At 67.3% G+C, this 15,309-nt stretch carries 19 protein-coding genes; 17 read left to right on the top strand and 2 right to left on the bottom strand.

Annotation, left to right across the window (positions count from 1 at the left end; genetic code table 11):
* The first annotated feature begins 73 nt into the window (after window positions 1–73).
* The 17 genes from GL279_RS04805 (at window position 74) to cysE (ending at window position 13,815) form a co-directional block, all read left to right on the top strand.
* Window positions 74–1,264, top strand: coding sequence for a phage portal protein (locus tag GL279_RS04805; protein WP_155063463.1), 1,191 nt, complete (start codon window positions 74–76; stop codon window positions 1,262–1,264).
* A gap of 1 nt (window position 1,265) precedes the next feature.
* Complete coding sequence (locus GL279_RS04800) at window positions 1,266–1,499, top strand: GTA head formation protein, RCAP_rcc01685 family (RefSeq protein ID WP_155063462.1); 234 nt, start codon at window positions 1,266–1,268, stop codon at window positions 1,497–1,499.
* A 1-nt stretch (window position 1,500) separates the two neighbouring features.
* Complete coding sequence (locus GL279_RS04795) at window positions 1,501–2,037, top strand: HK97 family phage prohead protease (protein ID WP_343039708.1); 537 nt, start codon at window positions 1,501–1,503, stop codon at window positions 2,035–2,037.
* 22 nt (window positions 2,038–2,059) lie between these two features.
* Window positions 2,060–3,226, top strand: coding sequence for a phage major capsid protein (locus GL279_RS04790; protein ID WP_155063461.1), 1,167 nt, complete (start codon window positions 2,060–2,062; stop codon window positions 3,224–3,226).
* Between the two features lie 139 nt (window positions 3,227–3,365).
* Entirely contained in the window at window positions 3,366–3,986 is a 621-nt protein-coding gene (locus GL279_RS04785; RefSeq protein WP_155063460.1) for a head-tail connector protein, read from the top strand.
* On the top strand, window positions 3,983–4,333 hold the full coding sequence (locus GL279_RS04780; protein WP_155063459.1) for a head-tail adaptor protein: 351 nt from the start codon (window positions 3,983–3,985) through the stop codon (window positions 4,331–4,333). The genes GL279_RS04785 and GL279_RS04780 overlap by 4 nt, the downstream gene beginning before the upstream one ends.
* Window positions 4,330–4,749, top strand: a complete 420-nt coding sequence (locus GL279_RS04775; protein ID WP_155063458.1) for a DUF3168 domain-containing protein — start codon at window positions 4,330–4,332, stop codon at window positions 4,747–4,749. Before GL279_RS04780 ends, GL279_RS04775 begins: the two co-directional genes overlap by 4 nt.
* Before the next feature lie 12 nt (window positions 4,750–4,761).
* Window positions 4,762–5,175 carry a phage major tail protein, TP901-1 family gene (locus GL279_RS04770; RefSeq protein WP_155063457.1) on the top strand — a complete coding sequence of 138 codons (414 nt, stop codon included), beginning with the start codon at window positions 4,762–4,764 and terminating at the stop codon, window positions 5,173–5,175.
* A 1-nt stretch (window position 5,176) separates the two neighbouring features.
* A complete protein-coding gene (locus GL279_RS04765) occupies window positions 5,177–5,494 on the top strand; it encodes a gene transfer agent family protein (RefSeq protein WP_155063456.1) in 318 nt (105 codons plus the stop codon).
* Window positions 5,491–5,715: a phage tail assembly chaperone gene (locus tag GL279_RS04760; RefSeq protein WP_155063455.1), complete on the top strand. Its 225-nt coding sequence runs from the start codon at window positions 5,491–5,493 to the stop codon at window positions 5,713–5,715. The genes GL279_RS04765 and GL279_RS04760 overlap by 4 nt, the downstream gene beginning before the upstream one ends.
* A gap of 15 nt (window positions 5,716–5,730) precedes the next feature.
* Entirely contained in the window at window positions 5,731–6,393 is a 663-nt protein-coding gene (locus GL279_RS04755; protein WP_155063454.1) for a phage tail tape measure protein, read from the top strand.
* A 3-nt stretch (window positions 6,394–6,396) separates the two neighbouring features.
* Window positions 6,397–7,029: a DUF2460 domain-containing protein gene (locus GL279_RS04750; protein WP_155063453.1), complete on the top strand. Its 633-nt coding sequence runs from the start codon at window positions 6,397–6,399 to the stop codon at window positions 7,027–7,029.
* Window positions 7,026–7,850, top strand: coding sequence for a DUF2163 domain-containing protein (locus tag GL279_RS04745; RefSeq protein WP_155063452.1), 825 nt, complete (start codon window positions 7,026–7,028; stop codon window positions 7,848–7,850). The genes GL279_RS04750 and GL279_RS04745 overlap by 4 nt, the downstream gene beginning before the upstream one ends.
* On the top strand, window positions 7,847–8,278 hold the full coding sequence (locus GL279_RS04740) for an NlpC/P60 family protein (protein WP_155063451.1): 432 nt from the start codon (window positions 7,847–7,849) through the stop codon (window positions 8,276–8,278). The genes GL279_RS04745 and GL279_RS04740 overlap by 4 nt, the downstream gene beginning before the upstream one ends.
* A gap of 13 nt (window positions 8,279–8,291) precedes the next feature.
* On the top strand, window positions 8,292–12,188 hold the full coding sequence (locus tag GL279_RS04735) for a baseplate multidomain protein megatron (protein ID WP_155063450.1): 3,897 nt from the start codon (window positions 8,292–8,294) through the stop codon (window positions 12,186–12,188).
* Window positions 12,181–12,894, top strand: coding sequence for a DUF2793 domain-containing protein (locus GL279_RS04730; protein WP_155063449.1), 714 nt, complete (start codon window positions 12,181–12,183; stop codon window positions 12,892–12,894). The genes GL279_RS04735 and GL279_RS04730 overlap by 8 nt, the downstream gene beginning before the upstream one ends.
* A gap of 120 nt (window positions 12,895–13,014) precedes the next feature.
* Window positions 13,015–13,815, top strand: a complete 801-nt coding sequence (cysE, locus tag GL279_RS04725; RefSeq protein ID WP_246175170.1) for a serine O-acetyltransferase — start codon at window positions 13,015–13,017, stop codon at window positions 13,813–13,815.
* A gap of 2 nt (window positions 13,816–13,817) precedes the next feature.
* On the opposite strand, the gene GL279_RS04720 is transcribed toward cysE, so the two are convergent.
* Together GL279_RS04720 and GL279_RS04715 are read right to left on the bottom strand one after the other, a co-directional pair.
* Window positions 13,818–14,879, bottom strand: a complete 1,062-nt coding sequence (locus GL279_RS04720) for a quinone-dependent dihydroorotate dehydrogenase (RefSeq protein ID WP_155063447.1) — start codon at window positions 14,877–14,879, stop codon at window positions 13,818–13,820.
* Window positions 14,876–15,247, bottom strand: coding sequence for a DUF952 domain-containing protein (locus tag GL279_RS04715; RefSeq protein ID WP_343039707.1), 372 nt, complete (start codon window positions 15,245–15,247; stop codon window positions 14,876–14,878). Before GL279_RS04715 ends, GL279_RS04720 begins: the two co-directional genes overlap by 4 nt.
* Window positions 15,248–15,309 lie beyond the last annotated feature (62 nt).

Here is a 15,309-nt window from a genome sequence, read left to right as displayed (position 1 = left end):
GAAAGAAGGGCCCTTGAGGTCCGCGAAGGGCTGCTGTTGCGGCCCTTTTTCATTGGGATTTCAGGAGGAACCGATGGCATTTTCCTGGTTTGGGCGCGGGGCAGGCGCCCCGGCCGCCGAGGTCGAGAAGAAGGCCAGCGCCACGGGCAAGCTGGTGGCCTTGGCGGCCGGATCGGGGCGGGTGGTCTGGTCGCCGCGCGATACGGTGTCCATGGCGCAGACCGGCTTTGTCGGCAATCCGGTCGGCTTTCGGGCTGTGCGGCTGATCGCCGAGGCGGCGGCGGCGATGCCGCTGCTGTGTCAGGACCGCGAGCGGCGCTATGAGGTGCATCCGGTGCTGGATCTGCTGCGGCGCCCCAATCTGGGGCAGGGCCGGGCCGAGTTCTTTGAGGCGCTTTACGGGCAGATCCTGCTGAGCGGGAATGGCTATCTGGAGGCGGTCGGCGACGGCGCCAAGGGCCTGCCGGGCGAGTTGCATGTCCTGCGCTCGGACCGGATGGCGGTGGTGCCGGGGCAGGATGGCTGGCCTGCTGCCTATGAATATGCCGTGGGCGGGCGCAAGTATCGCTTTGACATGACCGGCAGTCCAGATCCGATCTGCCATATCAAGAGCTTCCATCCGCTGGACGACCATTATGGCCTGTCGCCGATGCAGGCGGCCGCGGTGGCGGTCGACGTGCACAACAGCGCGTCGAGCTGGTCCAAGGCGCTTTTGGACAATGCGGCGCGGCCTTCGGGCGCCATCGTCTACAAGGGGGCGGACGGTCAGGGTGCGCTGGCGCCGGATCAATATGACCGGCTGGTGACCGAGATGGAGCTGCATCATCAGGGCGCGCGCAATGCCGGGCGGCCGATGCTGCTGGAGGGCGGGCTTGACTGGAAGCCGATGGGATTTTCGCCCTCGGACATGGAGTTCCATGAGACGAAGCTGGCGGCGGCGCGCGAGATCGCCCAGGCTTTTGGTGTGCCACCGATGCTGATGGGCATTCCGGGCGAGGCGACCTATTCCAATTATGCCGAGGCCAACCGCGCCTTTTACCGGCTGACAGTCCTGCCGCTGGTGTCGCGGGTGACCAGTGCCGTCGCGTGGTGGCTGTCGGAGCATCTGGGCAGCGAGATCGTGCTGCGGGCCGATCCGGATCAGGTTCCGGCGCTTGCCGAAGAGCGCGACCAGCAATGGAAGCGCATCGGGGAGGCGGCTTTCCTGACCGAGGCCGAGAAGCGCGCCGCCCTGGGGCTGCCGCCGCTGGCCGCGGAGGAGTGACATGGAGGGTTCGCGTTTCGTGAAGGAGCCCTTCGACTGGCACGACCAGCGTTTCGATACGCAGGAGCGGATCATGGCGCTGCAGTTCGGGCAGGTCGACCGCCGGCTGGAGCGGATCGAGGCGCTGATCGAGGGCTTGGAAAAGCGTCTGTGGATGACGGTCTATGGTGTGGTCGGGGTGATCCTGACCCAAGCCGTTCAATCCATCCTGGCCTATACGCCGAAAGGAGGTTGAGGTGAATTCAAAGGATTACGGTCTGGAGTTGAAATATGCTCCGGGCGCGTCCCTGGTGTCGGACGGCACCCGCATCGAGGGTTACGCAAGCCTGTTCGGTCTGACCGATCAGGGCGGCGATGTGGTCGTGAAGGGGGCCTATGCTGCCAGCCTGAAGCGGCTGGCGGCGCGTGGCGACCGGGTGCGAATGCTGTGGCAGCACGATCCGACCCGCCCGATCGGGGTCTGGGACGAGATCCGCGAGGATGACAAGGGCCTGTGGGTCAAGGGGCGGTTGCTTCCCGAGATCGAGCAGGCTCGCGAGGCGGCGGCGCTGATCGTGGCGGGGGCCATCGACGGGTTGTCGATCGGCTATCGCACGATCAGCGCCGAGCGGGACGGCAAGGGGCGCAGGCTGCTGAGCGAGGTGGAGCTGTGGGAAGTGTCGCTGGTGACCTTCCCGATGCTCGCCGAAGCGAAGGTCGGCCGCAAGTCCGACGGCGCATTGGAAATGGCGGCGGCCTTTCGGGCCGCGACGCAGGCGCTGCGCGCCGAGTGAATTTCACCAGATGGAGGGGACCATGACCGAGGTGAAAGCCGCGGCCGGGGCGGACATGCCCGGCGACCTGGGGGCCGAGATGATGGGGTTCGTAAGTGAACTCAAGACATTCCGGCAGGATATTCAGAAACGACTGGAAGCACAGGAAGAACGTATGACCATGCTGGACCGCAAGACCCTTTCGCGCGCCCGCGCCCCTCTGTCGGTCGAGGCCGAAGGGGCCGCGCCGCATCAGAAGGCGTTCGACGCCTATATCCGCCATGGCGACGACGGCGCACTGCGCGGCCTGCCTCTGGAAGGCAAGGCGATGTCCTCGACCTCGGACGCCGGTTTCCTGGCGGCGCCGACCGTGGCGATGCAGGTGCAGGAGGCGCTGAACAGCATGCCCTCGCTGCGCAAGGTGGCCAATGTGGTCACGGTGGAATCGGCCACCTTCGAGATGCTGGTCGATATGGGCGATATCGCCAGCGGCTGGTCGACCGAGGCGACCGCGCAGGCCGAGACCGGCACGCCCACGGTGCAGCGCGTTGTGATCCCGGTGCATGAGCTGTCGGCCATGCCGAAGGCCAGCCAGCGCCTGCTGGATGACGGCGCCTTTGACGTCGAGACCTGGCTAGCGGGGCGCATCGCCGACAAGTTCATCCGCGCCGAGCAGACCGCCTTTATCAGCGGCGATGGCTCGAATAAGCCCAAGGGGTTCCTGACCCATCCGCGCGCGGCCAATGCCTCGGCCAGCAACGTGCAGATCGGCACCATCGCCTCGGGGGCGACCGGCGATTTCGCCGCCACCAATCCGGCGAATGCGCTGATCGATCTGGTCTATGCGCTGGGGGCACAATATCGCGCCAATGCGAGCTTCGTGATGAACTCGAAGACCGCCGCCGCTGTGCGCAAGATGCGTGACACGGATGGCCGCTTCCTGTGGGCCGACAGTCTGGCGATGGGCCAGCCTCCGCAGCTACTGGGCTATCCGGTGCTGCTGTGCGAGGACATGCCCGATATCGCCAATGGCTCGGCCTCGATTGCTTTTGGTGACTTCCGGTCGGGCTATACCATCGTCGAGCGTCCCGATCTGCGGGTGCTGCGCGATCCCTTCTCGGCCAAACCGCATGTCCTGTTCTATGCCACCAAGCGTGTCGGCGGCGGTGTGACCGACGCCCGCGCCATCAAGCTGATGGTCTTCGGCTGATCCCAGGCCGAAGTGGGGGTCGCGCGGGCCCAATTCCGCCTGACCGGCTGAGCAACTGTCCGCGCGCGCGAAGGCGGACACGCGCGGCCCCCTTTTTCGTCCAGTTGATGCAGCGACCGTGCAAACGGGAGGGTCGAAGATGATGCTTGTGGAATTGACAGCGCCCGCCCTTGAGGCGCTGCCCGTCGCGGGGCTGCGCGCCCATCTGCGGCTGGGCTCGGGCTTTGAGATGGCCGAGGATGCGGCCGAGACGGCGGCACTGGCGGGCTTTCTGCGCGCCGCGATTGCCACCATCGAGGCGCGCACCGGCAAGGTGCTGCTGGCGCGCCAATTCCGGCTGCGGCTGGATGACTGGCGCGATCCGGCGGCGCAGCCGCTGCCGCTGGCGCCGGTCAGCTCGGTCGACCGGGTCGAGATCGATGACGGCGCGGGGCAGATCGTTCCAGTCGAACCGGGGCTGTGGCGGCTGTTGGCCGACAGCCAGCGTCCGGCGCTGGCCCCCCGGGGCGGTGCGTGGTTGCCGGGCGTGCCGCAGGGGGGATCGGTGACGATCACCTTTTCGGCCGGTTTCGGGCCGGGCTGGGACGCGGTGCCGGCCGATCTGGCGCAGGCGGTGCTGTTGCTGGCGGCGCGCTATCACGAGGACCGCAGCTTCGAGGGCAGCCAGTCGGCGCTGCCCTTTGGCGTCAGCGCGCTGATCGAGCGCTGGCGGTCGGTCCGGATGCTGGGAGGGCGCGGGGCCACGCGCGGGCATTCATGAGCGGGCCGCGACTGACGGTGCCGCTGGTTCTGGCCTCTCCGGTCCGGGTGGCCGACGGCATGGGCGGCTTCAAGTTGAGTTGGCAGCCGGTCGGGCAGGTCTGGGCCGAGATGCGGTCGGGTGCGGGCGGCGAGCGCTTTGCCGAGGTGGGAGCACAGAGCGTCGTGACCTGGCGGATCACCGTCAGGGCGGCGCCAGTTGGCGATCCTCGTCGTCCGCGCCCTGAGCAGAGGTTTCTGATGGGCGAGGGCGCGGCCCAGCGGCGGTTCCGCATCGAGGCGGTGGCCGAGGCCGATCCTGGCGGCCGCTATCTGGTCTGCGTCGCAAAAGAGGAGCAGGCGGCATGAGCTATGCGGCAACGGCGGCCCTGCAGGCCGCAGTCTATCAGGCGCTGCGCGAGGATAGCGCGCTGGCCGTTTTCGTCGGCGATGCGATCTATGACGCGATGCCGGTGGCGGCGCCGGCGGGCACCTATGTCTCGCTGGGGCCCGAGGAGGTGCGCGATGCCGGCGACATGACGGCGGCGGGATCGCAGCATGATTTCGTCGTTTCGGTGCTGTCGGGGGCCGACGAGGCCAATGGCTTTGGCGCGGTGAAGGCGGCGGCGGCGGCGGTGTCGGAGGCGCTGGAGCAAGGCCCGATCACGCTGGAGCGCGGGCATCTGACCGGCTTGTGGTTCCTGCGCGCCAAGGCGCGCCGGGCGGAAAACGGCGCGGGGCGGCGGGTCGATCTGACCTTTCGTGCCCGCATTGACCTGGGTTGAGGAGAGACGGACATGGCGGTGCAGAATGGGCGCGACCTGCTGATCAAGATGGACATGACCGGGGATGGGCTGTTCGAGACCATCGCGGGCCTGCGTGCGACCCGGATCGCGTTCAATGCCGAGACGGTCGATGTCACCAGCATCGAAAGCGAAGGCCGCTGGCGCGAGTTGCTGGGCGGGGCGGGGATGCGCTCGGCCACGATTTCGGGTTCGGGCGTGTTTCGCGACGGAACCACCGACGAGCGGGCGCGGCAGGTGTTCTTTGATGGCGAGGTGCCGAAGTTTCAGGTCGTGGTGCCGGATTTCGGCACCATCGAGGGGCCCTTTCAGATCACTAGCCTGGAATATTCCGGCAGCTACAACGGCGAGGCGACCTATGAGATTTCGATGGCAAGCGCGGGCGTCATCAGCTTTGCCGCGCTGTGAGATGGCCAATCCCCATGCGGGTGAGGTCGAAATCCGGCTGGATGGCCAGGCGTGGTGCGCCAAGCTGACGCTGGGCGCGCTGGCCGAGCTGGAAGCCGAGCTGGGCGCCGAGAGCATGATCGCGTTGGTCGAACGTTTCGAGAGCGGTGGGTTTTCCAGCCGGGACGTGATGGCGGTGCTGGTGGCGGGACTGCGCGGCGGCGGCTGGCCGGGGGACGGCGCGCAGTTCCTGCGCGCCGATCTGGCCGGGGGGCCGGTCGCGGCCGCGCATCTGGCGGCGCAGCTTTTGGCGCGCGCCTTTCGGATCGAGGGCGCATGAGCGGGCAGGGCCTGGACTGGCCCGGTCTGATGAAGGTCGGCATGGGCCCGGTCCGTCAGGGCGGGCTGGGGCTGCGGCCGGCAGAGTTCTGGGCGCTGACCCCGGCCGAGCTGGCGCTGATGCTGGGGATCGAGGCCGGCGCGCGCGGCATGACCCGCGACCGGCTGGCCGAGCTGGCGGCGCGCTATCCCGACCGGTCGAAACAACCGCGCAACGAGTAAGAGGAGGCGCCCCAGATGGCGGACAAGGACGGGTTCGGTGGCCTGGACGACAGCAGCGACAGCCTCGGGAAAGGGCTGGAGGACAGCGGCCGGGTCACGGCGGCATTCGAGCAGGAACTGTCGCGCCTGCGCGAGTCGATGCTTTACACCAATCGCGAGGTCGGCAGTCTGTCTTCGGGGATCAGCAGCGGCTTGCGCCGGGCCTTCGAGGGGCTGGTCTTTGACGGCGACAAGTTGAGCGATGCGCTGAAGGGCGTGGCGCGCAGCATGGCCGATACCGCCTATGCGGTGGCAATGAAGCCGATCCAGCAGGCCTTGGCGGGCGCGATCTCGCAAGGGGTGACGGGGCTGGTGTCGGGGGCGCTGCCCTTTGCCGATGGCGGGGCGTTCAGTCAGGGCCGGGTGATGCCCTTTGCCAAGGGCGGCGTGGTCAGCGCGCCCACCACATTTCCCATGCGCGGGGCGACCGGCCTGATGGGCGAGGCCGGGCCCGAGGCGATCATGCCGCTGCGGCGTGGCGCTGATGGCAAGCTGGGCGTGGCCGCCGGCGGCGGGGGGCGGCCGGTGAACGTGACCTTCAACGTCTCGACCCCCGATGTTTCGGGATTTGCGCGCAGCCAGAGCCAGATCGCCGCCCAGCTGGGGCGGATGCTGGCGCGCGGCGACAGGAACGGGTGACATATGGCATTTCATGAAATCAGGTTTCCGGCGAACCTGTCGTTTGGTTCGGTCGGCGGCCCGGAGCGGCGCACCGAGATCGTGTCGCTGAGCAATGGCCACGAGGAGCGCCGCAGCCCATGGGCGCATTCGCGCCGGCGCTATGACGCGGGGATGGGGCTGCGCTCGCTGGACGATGTCGGCGCGCTGATCGCATTTTTCGAGGCCCGCGCCGGGCAACTGCACGGGTTTCGCTGGAAGGACTGGTCGGATTACAAATCCTCGGCTGCGAGTGGCGCGCCGGCCTTTTCCGATCAGGTGCTGGGTTATGGCGACGGGGTGCGCAAGCTGTTCCAGCTGCGCAAGTCCTATCAGTCGGGCCCCGCGAGATACTGGCGTCCGATCGCCAAGCCCGTGGCGGGCACGGTGTTGGCCGGCGCCGGCGATGTCGAGCTGCACGAGGGGCAGGATTATGCCGTTGATCTGGGCACCGGCCTGCTGAGCTTTGCCGTGCCGCCCGAGGATGGGGCCAAGGTCACCGCCGGTTTCGAATTCGACGTGCCGGTGCGCTTTGACACGGATCGGATCGCGGTCTCGGTCGCGTCGTTTCATGCGGGGGATCTGCCGCAGGTGCCGGTGATCGAGGTGCGGCTATGAAGGGCGAGACGATAGCGCGGGCCTGGGCGGTGTCGCGGGCGGATGGGCTGGTCCTGGGCTTCACCGATCACGATATGCCGCTGGCCTTTGGCGGGATCGACTTCAGGCCGGACAGCGGGCTATCGGCCAAGGCGGTCGTGCAGGGGGCGGGGCTGTCTGTCGACAATACCGAAGCCGTCGGCGCCCTGTCGGACAGCGCGATCACCGAGATCGACCTGATGGCGGGGCGCTGGGATTCGGCCGAGGTGCGGCTGTGGGAGATGGATTGGCGCTTGCCCGACAATCGGCAGCTGATCTTTCGCGGCAGGCTGGGTGAGGTCAGTCGCAGCGGCGGTGCCTTTCGTGCCGAGTTGCGCGGGCTGTCGGAGCCTTTGAACCGTGCGCAGGGGCGGGTCTATCATCCGCGCTGTTCGGCCGAGCTTGGGGACGGGCAGTGCGGCGTCAACCTGATGACGCCGGGCTATTTCGCCGATGCCGTGGTGCAGAGCGAGCGCGAGGGCCAGCGGCTGGTCGTGACCGGCGCGGGCGGATTTGACCAGCGTTGGTTCGAGCGCGGGGCGCTTGTCGTCCTGTCGGGCGCGGCCAAGGGATTGCGCGGTCAGATCAAGAGCGATCTGGCAGTTCCCGGGGGCGCGCGCGAGCTGGAGCTGTGGGCGGGGCTGGGGCTGCGTCCCGTCGCCGGGGATCGGGTGCGGCTGACGGTCGGTTGCGACAAGCGCGGTGAAACCTGCCGGGCGAAATTCCTGAACTATCTCAACTTTCGGGGATTTCCGCATCTGCCCTCGGAGGATTGGCTGATCGCGCCGCAGGTGAAGTCATGAGCCAGCTGATCGTCGATGCGGCGCGCGCGTGGATCGGCACGCCCTATGTGCATCAGGCCTCGGTCAAGGGGGCGGGGACAGATTGTCTGGGGCTGATCCGGGGCATCTGGCGGCAGTTCTTTGGCCCCGAGCCCGAGAGGATGCCCGCCTATACCGCCGATTGGGGCGAGTGGGGCGATGACGAATTGCTGATCGGCGGGGCGGGGCGGTTGCTTCGTCCCGCAGATCCCGAAGAGGAGCCGGGCGATGTGCTGATCTTTCGCATGAGATCGGGTGCCATCGCCAAGCATATGGGCATACAGGCGCGGACCGGCGCGGCAGCGAGTTTTGTCCACGCCTATGACCGGCATGGCGTGGTCGAAAGCCCGCTTGCGGCGCCGTGGCGGTCGAAGATCGTCGGGAGATACCGGTTTCCGCCACTGAATTGAAGGGGAAGGCGCAATGGCGACGATTCTGCTGGCGGCAGCCGGCGCATCCATCGGGGCAGGTTTCGGAGGCACGATCCTTGGGCTGTCGGGGGCCGTCATCGGCCGGGCGGTCGGCGCGACCCTGGGCCGGGTCATCGACCAGCGGCTGCTGGGCTCGGGTTCGAAGGCGGTCGAGACGGGGCGGGTCGACCGGCTGCGGATCCAGACCGCCGGCGAGGGCACGCCGATTCCGCGGTTGTGGGGGCAGATGCGTGTGCCCGGTCATGCGATCTGGGCGGGGCCTTTGGTCGAGGTGCGGCGCAAACAGGGGGGCGGCGGCAAGGGCGGAACAGGCGCCAGCGTGACCGAGATCAGCTATCGGCTGAGCTTTGCCCTGGCGCTGTGTGAGGGGCCGATCCTGGGCGTCGGCCGGGTCTGGGCCGATGGCGAAGAGGTTTCGCCCGATGATCTGGGGATGCGGGTCTATCCAGGGGACGAGACCCAGCTTCCTGATCCGGCGATCGTTGCCGAGAGGGGCGAGGAAGCGCCGGCCTATCGCGGCATCGCCTATGTCGTGCTGGAGGATCTGGGGCTGGAGCGTTGGGGCAACCGCGTGCCGCAGTTGTCTTTCGAGGTCACGCGGGCGGCAAAGGGGGGGCGCGGCCTGTCGCGGCAAGTGCAGGCGGTGGCGATGATCCCCGGCACCGGCGAGTATTCGCTGGCGACCACGGCGGTCAGCTATGATCTGGGTCTGGGCGAGACCCGGGTGGCCAACCGCAATACACCCATTGCAAGTACGGATTTTCAGGCCTCGATGCGGACCTTGGGGCGGGAGCTGCCGAAGGTCGGGTCGGTGTCGCTGGTCGTGTCGTGGTTCGGCGATGATTTGCGGGTCAACCAATGCTCGGTCCGTCCCAAGATCGAGGACCGGACGCGTGACGGCAAGGAAATGGCTTGGCGTGCCGGGGGTGTCGATCGCGATACGGCAGACGAGGTGGCGCGGACGAATGGCCGTCCGATCTACGGTGGCACGCCGGCAGATGGCTCGGTCCTCGAGGCGCTGCGCGAGATCGCGGCCAGCGGGCGCAAGGCGGTGTTTTATCCCTTCATCCTGATGGAGCAGCTCGCGCGGAACGGCAAACCTGATCCCTGGACCGGGCAGGCCGATCAGCCGGTCATGCCGTGGCGTGGACGCATCACCTCGAGCGTGGCGGCCGGTCTGCCCGGCAGTCCCTCCGGCACTGCAGCCGCTGCGAATGAGGTCGCAGCATTCTTTGGCAGCGCCAAAGTGGCGGATTTCACGGTCTCGGACGGGAAGGTCAGCTATGGCGGTCCGCAGGAATGGTCCTATCGCCGGTTCATCCTGCATTATGCCCATCTTTGTGCGGCAGCAGGCGGGATCGACGCGTTCCTGATCGGATCCGAGATGATCGGGTTGACGCAGATCCGTGGGGCGGGGAACAGCTTTCCGGCCGTGGCGCAGCTGCGCCGTCTTGCCGCCGATGTCCGTGCCATCTTGGGCGAAGGCGTCAAGATCGGCTATGCGGCGGACTGGTCGGAGTATTTCGGCTATCACCCCGGCAATGGCGACGTGTTCTTTCATCTGGACCCTCTGTGGGCGGATGAGAACATCGACTTCATCGGTATCGACAATTACATGCCGCTGTCGGACTGGCGCGATGGCGAGGACCATCTGGATGCGGCGTGGGAGCGGATCGACCATCCCGATTATCTGCGCGGCAATGTCGCGGGTGGCGAGGGGTTCGACTGGTACTATGCCGGTGACAAGGACCGGCTTGCGCAGAAGCGCACGCCGATCCGCGATGGCCTGTTCGACGAGCACTGGATCTGGCGCTACAAGGACATCCGCAACTGGTGGCTGAACGAGCATCATGACCGGAGCAATGGTCAGCGCCGGGCCGAGGCCACCGCATGGGTGCCCCGCTCCAAGCCGATCTGGTTCACCGAGATGGGGTGTGCGGCGCTGGACAAGGCGACCAACCAGCCCAACAAGTTCCTTGATGCCATGAGCTCGGAATCCGTGCTGCCGCATTTCTCGGATGGGCGGCGGGATGATCCTTTGCAGGCGGCTTATATCCGGGCGATCACCGAATATTGGGGGGATGCACGCAACAACCCGGCGCGTGAGGCGCTTGGCCGCATACCGGCCGGGCGCATGATCGACATGGCGCGGGCGCATGTCTGGTGCTGGGACGCGCGTCCCTATCCGGCCTTTCCGGCCCGGACGGACCTCTGGTCGGACGGGCCGGCATGGGAGCGGGGCCACTGGCTGAATGGACGGGCGGGCGCCGTGCCCTTGGGGGACGTCGTTGCCGAGATTTGCCGCGAAGCCGGGGTGATTGCCTTTGACACCGAGGGTCTATCCGGTCTGGTGCGCGGCTATGCGGCGAATGGCGCCGAGTCGGGGCGGGCGGTGTTGCAGCCGCTGATGCTGGCGCATGGTTTCGATGCGCTGGAGCGTGACGGCGTATTGCGCTTTGCCATGCGCAACGCCTTTGTCGATGCCGAGTTGGGCCCGGACGACATGGCAGTGACCGGGGATCTTGCCAATGTCGAGATCACGCGGGCAGCCGATGCCGAGATCGTCGGCCGCGTCCGGCTGACCCATGTCGAGGCGGGGGGCGACTATGCCGCCAGCACGGCCGAGACGCGGATGCCGGGGGGCGAGTTTCTGGCTGTGTCGGACAGCGAGCTGCCGATGACGCTGACGCGTGCCGAGGGGCAATCCGTCGCCGAGCGCTGGCTGTCGGAAACGCTGATCTCGCGCGATACGCTGCGTTTCGCCCTGCCGCCCTCGCTGGATCATCTGGGACCGGGCGACGTGGTGCGACTGGTCGAGGCCAAAGGCGACGCTAAGCGTTGGCGCATTGATCGTGTCGAGCGGGGCGAGGCGATGACCGTCGATGCCGTGCGGGTGGAGCCGGGCGTCTATCGTCCGGCGCGCGTGATCGAGAGCCAGACGATGGTGCGCGCGTTCAACCCGCCGATCCCGGTGTGGCCGGTGTTTCTGGACCTGCCGCTGCTGCGGGGGGACGAGGCGCCGGATGCTCCGTATCTGGCGGTCACGGCGACACCATGGCCCGGGTCGGTCGCGGCATGGGTGTCGAGTCAACAGGTGGGGGGATATGCGCGCAACACGACGCTGCCTACCCGCTCGATCATGGGGGTGACGCTGGGGCCGTTGGCGGCGGCCCGGCCCGGCGCCTGGGATCGGGGGCCGGCGCTGCGGTTGCAGGTCAAGGGCGGGCAGCTGGAATCGGCCAGCGGGACGGCCCTGCTTGGAGGCGTGAACCTTGTTGCGATCGGGGATGGTTCGGCCGAGAACTGGGAGCTGATGCAGTTCCGCGATGCCCGGCTAATTTCGGCGGGGGTGTGGGAGATCTCGGCCCGCCTGCGTGGTCAGGCCGGAACCGACGCGTTGATGCCGCAGGTCTGGCCGGCGGGCAGCATCGTGGTGGTACTGGACGGATCGGCCCGGCAGGTGGATCTGCCACCCTCGGCGCGCAACCAGTTGCGGCACTGGCGTATCGGGCCGGGCACGCGGGCGCCCGACGATGCCAGCTATCGCCATATCGCGGCGGCGTTCCGGGGGGCGGGCTTGCGTCCGCTGTCGCCCTGTCATCTGCGGGCCAACGGCAATGAGGTGACTTGGATCCGACGCACACGCGTGCAGGGCGATGGCTGGGACGGGCCGGACGTTCCGTTGGGCGAGGCGCAGGAGCGTTACTCGGTCCGGCTGGTACAGAATGGCAATGTGCTGGCGCAGGCGCTGGTTGGCGAAGCGCGCTGGGTCGTGCCTTTGGAAAAATGGAATCAGGCAAGGGCAGCAGGTGCCTTTGCCATCGAGATCGCTCAGCTGTCCGACACCTTCGGCGCTGGGCCTATTGCAAGGATGATGATCGATGGCTGATGACATGACCGCAAGAATGGCGCTGCCTTTGCTGATGCCGGCGCAGGCCCAGAAACATGTGACGGTCAACGAGGCGATGCTGCGCCTTGATGGCCAGGTCGATCTGGTGCTGCAGTCGATCAGCCGCAGCACGCCGCCGGAGGCGGTCGTCGAGGGGTTGTGCTGGGGCGTGCCGGTGGGGGCCACCAACGCATGGCAGGCTCAGGGCGGCAAGATCGCCATCGGCGCGAATGGCGGCTGGATTTTTGTCACGCCGCAATTCGGCCGGCGGGCGCTGGTGGCGGACCGGGGGCTGGCCGCGATCCATGACGGGTCGCGCTGGGTCGTCGGCGCCCTGACGCTGGGCCAGCACGGTTCGGGGATGATTGCGGGCCAGTTGTCCGAGGATCTGACCCTGACCACGGGGAGCGTGGCCAATACCAGCATGGTCATTCCGACCGGGGCGATGGTGATCGGTGCAACCGCGCGGGTCCTGAATGCCATCACCGGCTCTCTGACCTCTTGGGCGATGGGCAATGCGGATTCGCTCAATCGCTTTGGTCAGGGGCTGGGCAAGGAGGCCGGCACCTGGGTTCGCGGGATGCTGTCGGCGCCGATGACCTTCTGGACGCCGACCCCGCTGCGGCTGTCGGCCACCGGCGGGCAGTTTTCATCCGGCAAGGTCCGCATCGTCGTGCATTACTGGGAGCTGCGGGTCCCCGACTGATGCCGCAGCGAGGCGGGCTTTCCGGCAGATCGGCTTTCGGCTAATACTGGGGGAACGGAATCTGCAGGGCATATTGTCATGAACCTTCGCAAAGACCTGATCGAACCGCTGTCCGATGAAATGCGGGACGATGCGCCGGGTTCGATCTGGGCACGCATCCAGCGCGAGGCACGTATCGCCGTTCGCGACGAGCCCTTGCTGGGTGCGCTGATCCATGCCGGGCTGCTGCATCACGCCACCTTCGATGCGGCGCTGGCCTATCGCTTTTCGTTGAAACTGGCCTCGCGCGAGATGAGTGAGCAGATCCTGCGCGAGATCGCCGACGGGGCCTATGCCAGCGCGCCGGAATTGTCGCGCGCGGCTCTGGCCGATTTGCTGGCGGTCTATGACCGCGATCCGGCGACGCATCGCCTGATGCAGCCGATCCTGTTCTTCAAGGGGTATCAGGCGCTGCAGGCCTATCGCATCGGGCATTGGCTGTGGCAGCAGGGCCGCTCGGACATGGCCTATTTCGTGCAGATGCGTTGCTCGGAAGTGTTCGGGGTGGATATCCATCCAGCCGCGCGCATCGGTACCGGTGTGATGATCGACCACGCGCATTCCATCGTGATCGGCGAAACGGCGGTGATCGGCAATGACGTGTCGATGCTGCATTCGGTGACTCTGGGCGGCACCGGCAAGGAGGACGGCGACCGGCATCCCAAGATCGGCGATGGCGTAATGATCGGCGCGGGCGCCAAGGTGCTAGGCAATATCCATGTCGGAAGCAATTCGCGCATCGCGGCCGGATCCGTGGTGCTGGCGGACGTGCCGCCCTGCAAGACGGTGGCCGGGGTTCCTGCCCGCATCGTGGGCGATGCCGGGTGCAGCGATCCGTCCACGACCATGAACCAGCTTTTGGGCCACGACGACCTGTTCTGAGGTCAGCTCCAGTCGGAGATGCCGCTGCCGGTCAGATCCTGCAGCGTCATCCCTGCGCGGGCAAGCCGCTCGTCGAGCTGGCGCGCGATCCGGTCGGCGAGTGAAAAGCCCTGATAGATCAGTGCCGAGTAGATCTGGATTGCGGTGGCACCGGCGCGGATCTTTTGCCACGCCTGTTCGGCCGAGCCGATCCCGCCGACGCCGATCACCGGCAGCTTCCCGTCGATCTGGCGGCAAAGCTTGGCCAAGACATGCGTGGATTTGCGGAACAGCGGTTCGCCCGACAGGCCGCCGGCCTCGCCGGCGTGGCGTGGCTGGATTCCATCGCGGGTCAGGGTGGTGTTCGTGGCGATCAGGCCATCGACCGGCGCGGCCAGTGCGACCGCAGCGATATCGGCAAGGGCTGCATCGTCCAGATCCGGCGCAATCTTGACAAAGACCGGCGGGCGATTGGGCAGGGCATTGCGGGCCGCAATCACGCCGTCGAGCAGGGCGGCCAGCGCCTCGGAGCCTTGCAGGTCGCGCAGTTTTTCGGTGTTGGGCGAGGAGACGTTCACCGTCAGGAAATCGGCAGCGGCGCCGGCCATACGGACTACGGCGGCGAAATCGGCGCTTTTATCGGCGCTGTCCTTGTTCGCACCGATGTTCAGCCCGACGGGGATCCCGGCCGGTCGCTTGGCAAGGCGCTGTGCGATGACCTCGGCGCCCTCGTTGTTGAAGCCGAAGCGGTTGATGATGGCTCGGTCCTCGGTCAGGCGGAACAGGCGCGGCTTGGGGTTTCCGGGTTGCGGGCGCGGCGTCGCGGCACCGACCTCGACAAAGCCGAAGCCAGCCTTCATCAGGCCGGGCAGCGCGCGGGCGTTCTTGTCATAGCCGGCGGCAAGACCGACCGGATTGTCGAGCCGCAGCCCCGCCAACGTGAGCCGCAGCCGGTCCGAGGTAAAGGGCCCGCCGGCCAATGGCACCAGCCCGGTTTCAAGCGCCCGGATCGAGAGATCATGCGCCGTTTCCGGCTGCAACAGGTGCAGGGCGCGCAGCCCCAGATTCTCGACCAGCCCGCTCATTCGAGGTCTCCGGTTTCGTGGCCATCGGGGCCCAGCGTGATCGGCCGCGTCCACAGCACGTCCTGCATCTGCAATTCGCGATAGAGATGCGGGAACAGCGCGCCGCCCCGCGACGGCTCCCAGCGCAGCCCGTCGCCCAGCGTGTCGGTTTCGATGGCCAGCAGCTGCAGGTCATCCTGACCCGCGAAATGCTTGTCCAGTGTGGTGGACAGCTGCTCGGCCGTCGAAAGATGGATGTAGCCATCGCGCAGATCGACGGCAGCGCCCAGGCTTTTCCCATTGCGCAGGAAAGCCAGGAATTCCTCGGCGGTGAATATCTTGTAGGCCAGCATGGCGCGGTTCATGCTCTGCGCCCGGTGCGGCGTCAAGCCGGAAACCTTGCCGCACCCGTCGCCGGTTGACGGCGGCGTCGCCATTGCCGAAGCTGTCG

Source organism: Paracoccus limosus (genome assembly GCF_009711185.1).
GTDB classification, from domain to species: domain Bacteria; phylum Pseudomonadota; class Alphaproteobacteria; order Rhodobacterales; family Rhodobacteraceae; genus Paracoccus; species Paracoccus limosus.
This window is presented reverse-complemented; position numbering and strand designations above follow the sequence as displayed.